Origin of the sequence: Thermogutta sp. (assembly GCF_014359955.1) — a bacterium.
Lineage (GTDB): Bacteria > Planctomycetota > Planctomycetia > Pirellulales > Thermoguttaceae > Thermogutta.
The window spans coordinates 1-5,541 of the sequence record NZ_JACIYL010000239.1 but is presented as its reverse complement, the minus strand read 5'-3'; the positions used below and the strand labels follow the sequence as shown (position 1 = coordinate 5,541).

6 protein-coding genes are annotated in these 5,541 nt (G+C 56.6%); 3 read left to right on the top strand and 3 right to left on the bottom strand.

Annotation, left to right across the window (positions count from 1 at the left end; genetic code table 11):
* Nucleotides 1-524 (top strand): aldo/keto reductase (locus H5U08_RS09070; protein WP_297032343.1); only part of this gene is annotated, 524 nt, incomplete at its 5' end.
* Between the two features lie 66 nt (nucleotides 525-590).
* Here H5U08_RS09070 and H5U08_RS09065 read toward each other — a convergent pair.
* On the bottom strand, nucleotides 591-1,343 hold the full coding sequence (locus H5U08_RS09065; RefSeq protein ID WP_297032342.1) for an MBL fold metallo-hydrolase: 753 nt from the start codon (nucleotides 1,341-1,343) through the stop codon (nucleotides 591-593).
* A 138-nt stretch (nucleotides 1,344-1,481) separates the two neighbouring features.
* Nucleotides 1,482-2,813: a family 16 glycoside hydrolase gene (locus tag H5U08_RS09060; RefSeq protein ID WP_297032341.1), complete on the bottom strand. Its 1,332-nt coding sequence runs from the start codon at nucleotides 2,811-2,813 to the stop codon at nucleotides 1,482-1,484.
* Between the two features lie 248 nt (nucleotides 2,814-3,061).
* Here H5U08_RS09060 and H5U08_RS09055 point away from each other — a divergent pair, with 248 nt between their 5' ends.
* Nucleotides 3,062-3,814, top strand: coding sequence for a pyridoxine 5'-phosphate synthase (locus H5U08_RS09055; RefSeq protein WP_297032340.1), 753 nt, complete (start codon nucleotides 3,062-3,064; stop codon nucleotides 3,812-3,814).
* Nucleotides 3,815-3,865: 51 nt separating this feature from the next.
* Nucleotides 3,866-4,756 carry a 4-hydroxy-tetrahydrodipicolinate synthase gene (dapA, locus tag H5U08_RS09050; RefSeq protein ID WP_297032339.1) on the top strand — a complete coding sequence of 297 codons (891 nt, stop codon included), beginning with the start codon at nucleotides 3,866-3,868 and terminating at the stop codon, nucleotides 4,754-4,756.
* On the opposite strand, the gene H5U08_RS09045 is transcribed toward dapA, so the two are convergent.
* Nucleotides 4,731-5,387 carry an aminodeoxychorismate/anthranilate synthase component II gene (locus tag H5U08_RS09045; protein ID WP_297032338.1) on the bottom strand — a complete coding sequence of 219 codons (657 nt, stop codon included), beginning with the start codon at nucleotides 5,385-5,387 and terminating at the stop codon, nucleotides 4,731-4,733. The two genes, dapA and H5U08_RS09045, sit on opposite strands and share 26 nt — an antisense overlap.
* Nucleotides 5,388-5,541 lie beyond the last annotated feature (154 nt).

Below are 5,541 nucleotides of genomic sequence, written 5' to 3'. Positions count from 1 at the left end.
GGCTGGGAAAGCCGGTGACCAATCAGCTTCCCTATGGGCTGCTGTTCAGGGCCATCGAATACGACATTCTGCCGCTGTGTCGCCAGAAAAATATCGGTGTTTTGTGTTACAGCCCTCTTACCATTGGACTATTGACCGGTAAGTACAAGAGTCCTGACGAAGTTCCACCGGGCCGAGCCCGGACTCGGCATTTTTCGTCGAATCGCCCTCTCACGCGGCACGGGGAACCCGGCTGTGAAGCGGAAACGTTTGCCGCTATTCATCGAATTGAAGAGGTGGCAAAACAGCTCGGCGTGACGGTTGTCCGGTTGGCCTTGGCATGGCTTCTGGCACAACCGGGGGTCACGTCGGTGATCAATGGGATGCGGCGGCCCGATCAGGCACGTGAAAATGCGGCAGCGGCTGACCTTTCGCTTCCTTCGGAAGTTGTCGAGCAACTGCGGCGAATCACCGACCCTGTCAAAGAGAAACTCGGTCCCAATCCGGATATGTGGGAGGGAGCAGCTCGGTCGCGCTTCCGGTAAAAGACTTCATCCGTCGAAAACGCGGTTCAATCCGCGATCGAGATCGTTGGGGTCAAAAAATTTTCCCTATTCCACTGCGGGCAGCCTTGTGACGGAATAATATTCGGCGATGTAGGGGGTTCCTCGGCCGACCACCTTCCGGAAAGTTTTTTCGGCGACCTCGGGGGTATTGTTGTGCTGTGAGAGATGGGCGAGGCAGACCCAGCGGTACTGGTGCTTCCACTTTTTGACGCAGTGTGCCGCCTCAACGTTGGAGAGGTGACCGCCGGGACCGCGGATTCGGGCCTGCAATTCGGGGGAATATGGCCCGTTGGCCAGCATCACCGGGTCATAGTTGCTCTCGATGATGAGGGCGTCGACCGTGGAAAGATGCTTTTCCAAATCAGCAAATGCATGCCCAAGGTCGGTGAAAACGCCGAGCCGGTTGCGACCATCGTCGACAATAAAAGCGACAGAGTCGGGGTAATCGTGTGGGGTTGGTATTGTTTCGATGCGCAGGTCCCCGATCGTCAGCATTTCACCCGGACAATAGGCGTGAGGTAAAAATTTTTCCCTTTCGGCCAGCCAATCTTGGCAAGCGCGGGGGACCCAAACAGGTAGCTTCAGACGCCGGTGATAGACTCCGCTGTGGTGAATATGATCACGATGGCCATGTGAGACTACGACCGCCTGGACCTTGGCAAGCGAATGGCCGTTGCTCTCGAGACGGAGAACTACCTGCTTTGCCGTGATGCCAGCGTCGAAAAGTACCGCGACATGCTTTGTTTCAACGTACAGGCAATTCCCCGAACTGCCAGACTGGAGGAAAAGAACTTTCACGTCCGTAACCCCTGGTCAAAAAGAACGGCCGACGATCCGTTCGCCGGCCGTTCGATGGCTGACATATCATGCAAGAAAGATCCCGGCTGAGAACTGCCGACGATATTTTACTGGGCACTGTTCAGTGATTATGACGGCTCACTGATTATCGGGCAATTCCTTGATCCGGATATTGCGCCACCTGATCTGGCCTTGCTTGCCCGCGTGCACCTGCAATGCAATGAACCCTTCGAGGTCGGCCTGATCACTTTCGTCGGTAAAATCGGCGCACGGTACTCCGTTGACCCAGGTTCGGATGCGACGACCGTTGGCTTCGATGACGAATTCATTCCAGTCGTCGCGTTTGAAAGCCTTTCTGGCTTCTTCATTTTTATCCAGTTTGAAGAGCCAGCCTCGCCGGGCTTCGTCATAGATTCCACCGGACCATGCCCGATCGGAGGGATCGATCTCGCACTGATACCCGTACACTCGACCAGTGTCCGGCCGCTGGTGGCTCCGGATTTGAATGCCGGAGTTACCCGGCACATCAAATTTGGCTTCGAGCTTGAGAATGAAATTCCGGAACGTTTTTTCCGTGCACAAAAACGTGTTGGGGCCCGGGCCGACCTTGCCGACGATGCACCCGTCTTCGACCCAGTAGGTGGCACCGCCACCCGCTTTTCGCCATCCTGCGATGGTTTTGCCATCAAAGAGGGGCACGAAGCCTTCTTCATCAGGTTTTCCCTGGGGAGCAGGAAGCGGGCCGAGGACTTCCGCCACGTAGGGTTCGATGGCCGCTGCCCAAATAGCGTAGCCCCTGGCATTGGGATGGAGTAAATCGGGCATGATTTCCTTCGGCAGAGTTCCGTCCATGGTTAGAAAAGCCGAATTTATGTTGACGAACTTCACATGTTCCCCGTCATCCAGCTTGGAGATCAGTTCGTTGACACGCTCGTTTTTCTGGCGAAGCGGGTCCTGCGGATTTTCCCCGCGCGGAAAAATTGCCAGCAACAGGATTTTGGTCTGCGGGAGCTTGGTTCTCAGCTTTTCCACAATCGCCTTGATGCCTTCTGCTGTTTCTTCCGGCTGATTGGGTGCGGCATTGTTGGTGCCAATCATGACCACCGCCAGCTTAGGGCTGATTCCATCGATGTTGCCGTTGTCCAGCCGCCAGAGCACGTGTTGAGTACGGTCCCCGCTGATTCCCAGATTCACAGCATTCCGATGACCGTAATAGGCTTCCCAGACCTCCTTTCCCTGGCCTTCCCATCCGTGTGTAATTGAGTCGCCAATGAAAATCAGGTCTACATTGCCCTGTTTCACACGTTCGTTCATCGATTGATGACGTTGCTGCCACCATTGATCGGGGCGAGGCACCGGCAGCACAGCATCGTTGGCACTTACCGAAGTAGGGGCGAACCCCAACAGGCCCATAAGTGCCAGGTGCAACCATCCCAATGCAATCGCGTAACCGAAAAGTTGCCTCCTCATAGACGCGTCTCCTCTCGAAGAACAACAAAAGGATGGGGAAGGGAATCGAACGTATTTGTGCAATGTATGGCATGGTTTCCGCCGTGTCTACCGGGACTGTCTGAGATCTTGCCCGATCCGGCGAAGGGAGGGTTTCTTTCCACCTGCGGCGAACGGCGATATAATCGCCTTTTTGCTTGAGTGGCTCTATTGCTGCCAGCCAATCCTGGTATTTTTCGGTACTGGTGAAGGGATCTTGCTTGGAAAACATGATTCATCTTGGCGTCAACGTCGATCACGTGGCCACGCTTCGCCAGGCACGGCGAACCTATGAGCCCGACCCTGTTTGGGCGGCGGCTTTGGCCGAACTCGGAGGTGCCGACGGAATCACAATTCACCTGCGAGAGGATCGCCGTCACATTCAAGAGCGGGACTTGCGATTGCTCCGCGAGACGACGGCCGTCAAGCTGAATCTCGAAATGGCGTGCTCTGAGGAAATTGTCAAAATTGCCCTTCAGGTCAAGCCCGACCAGGCCACTCTGGTGCCGGAACGGAGAGAAGAAATCACGACGGAAGGCGGGCTGGACGTCGTCGGACAGCTCGATCGCGTGACGAGTGTGGTCCACCGGCTTCAGGACGCAGGGATTGCCGTGAGCCTCTTTATCGACCCTGATGTACGCCAGATCGAAGCGTCCGAAAAGACCGGAGCCAAAGCAGTAGAGCTGCACACTGGTTGTTACGCCAACGCGCGCGGCGAACAGCAACACCGGGAACTGAGCATTTTGCGGGACGCCTCCCGCAATGTCGTACAGCGGGGACTTCATCTACACGCTGGGCACGGCCTGACATACCGTAACGTCCAACCGATTGCGGCCATTCCCGGCATGGAAGAGCTGAATATCGGCCACAGTATTATCGCCCGAGCCGTCATGGTTGGCATGTGTCAGGCTGTTCGAGAAATGAAAGAATTGATGGTGTGGGCAGCCTCCCATCGCGAGATGTTTTCCTCCGATAATCGTTAAAGTGGTTTGGGCCTGCGGTCTTGTTTGTTACCCGAAAATCGTGGATTCATCATGGCTACGCGTGCTGAACAATTTGCCGGGCTTTCCGTTGCGATCATCACGCCTTTCCGGGATGGGAAGGTGGATTACAAGGCCCTGGAAGAACAGGTGGAGTTCCAGGTCCAGGCAGGGGTCACCTGTGTTTGCCCGGTGGGTACCACGGGGGAATCCCCGACCCTCTCCCATCCCGAGCATCGAGAGGTCATTTCGGCTGTCGTGAAAACGGCGGCAGGCCGGATTAAAGTCATGCCGGGTACCGGCTCGAACAGTACGGAAGAGGCTCTGGAGCTGACTCGTTGGGCGGCGCAGGTCGGTGCCGACGCGGTGCTCATCGTCTCACCATATTACAATCGGCCGACGCAGGAGGGGCTCTATCAGCATTTCAAACTTCTCGCCCAGGCGGTTGATATTCCCATCTGCGTGTACAACATTCCGGGACGCACGGGGAGAAACATCGAGCCTGAGACATTCCTGCGCCTGGCCGAGTTCCCGAATATCGCCATGGTGAAAGAGGCCAGTGGATCGCTCGATCAGGTTTCCCAGATAACGACGCAGACCGATTTAACGGTGCTCAGCGGGGACGACAGCCTGACGCTCCCGATTATGGCGGTGGGCGGGCGTGGGGTGATCTCGGTGATCGGCAATATCGTGCCGAGGGATATGAAGGCGATGATTGAGGCCTTCGAACAGGGGAATATCGCCGAGGCTTTTCGTTGGCACAAGAAACTCTTCCCGCTGGCGCGAGACATGCTTAGTCTGGCCACAAATCCGATCCCCATAAAGGCCGCGATGCGACTTCTGGGACGTGACACGGGGGAGCTCCGACTCCCGCTGACGCCTTTGTCTCCCGAGCAGGAGGCAAAACTCCGTGTCACACTCAAGAACTACGGTCTGTTAGCGTGACCGGAATCGCAGACTGAGCGTGGACAAGCCCAGGTTCTCTACTTCGCAACTTCTGTATCCACTCAAGGAGCGCTTCGAGAAGTCGCACTCCCTCTGGGGTTAGGACGGACTCCGGATGGAACTGCCATCCCACGATCGGGAGACGCACGTGGCGGATGGCCATGACCGTTCCGTCTTCGAGCCATCCGCTCACGCAAAGTTCCGAAGGCAACGACTCGGCCTCGACAATCAGGGAGTGGTAGCGTCCTACCAGCACAGGATTGCTAAGCCCCGCAAATTCGCACTGCCCGTCGTGGCACATGAGAGAAGCCTCCCCGTGCACGGGCTGGGGTGCCCGCGACACCCGTGCGCCAAGGGCCTCGGCAATGATTTGATGACCCAGACACACGCCGAGGATGGGGATTTGACCCAGAATGCTGCGTACGAGTTCCACAGTTCCGGCGTTGCGGGGCGCGCACGGGCCCGGGGAGAGGACCACAAGGTCAAAGTTCCGGCAGATCGTGTGTCTGTCTGGAAGTGACGACACGCGCTCTACGCTCGCCTTGCAGGAAAGCCTGCGAAAGTAGCGCGCGAGGTTGTGGACGAAGCTGTCTTTGTGATCGATGAGCAGGACTCGGCAAAAACGCTGCATAGCAAGCACCGGTGGAGAAATCCTTCGCAGCTCCCTTTTGTATTGAGGAGTGAATGGGCCGGTTATCTACCAATCGCGCAACTCACTGAAAATTTGCCGGACGACGTTTAATGAGTGTCACCTGATTGCCGCGCTCGTTAAAACGGACTTCGTC

What these genes read in the sequence shown, in the direction of transcription:
- H5U08_RS09060 (WP_297032341.1), bottom strand. Translation starts at nt 2,813, where the DNA reads ATGAGGAGGCAACTTTTCGGTTACGCGATTGCATTGGGATGGTTGCAC.
- H5U08_RS09055 (WP_297032340.1), top strand. Translation starts at nt 3,062, where the DNA reads ATGATTCATCTTGGCGTCAACGTCGATCACGTGGCCACGCTTCGCCAG.
- dapA (WP_297032339.1), top strand. Translation starts at nt 3,866, where the DNA reads ATGGCTACGCGTGCTGAACAATTTGCCGGGCTTTCCGTTGCGATCATC.
- H5U08_RS09045 (WP_297032338.1), bottom strand. Translation starts at nt 5,387, where the DNA reads ATGCAGCGTTTTTGCCGAGTCCTGCTCATCGATCACAAAGACAGCTTC.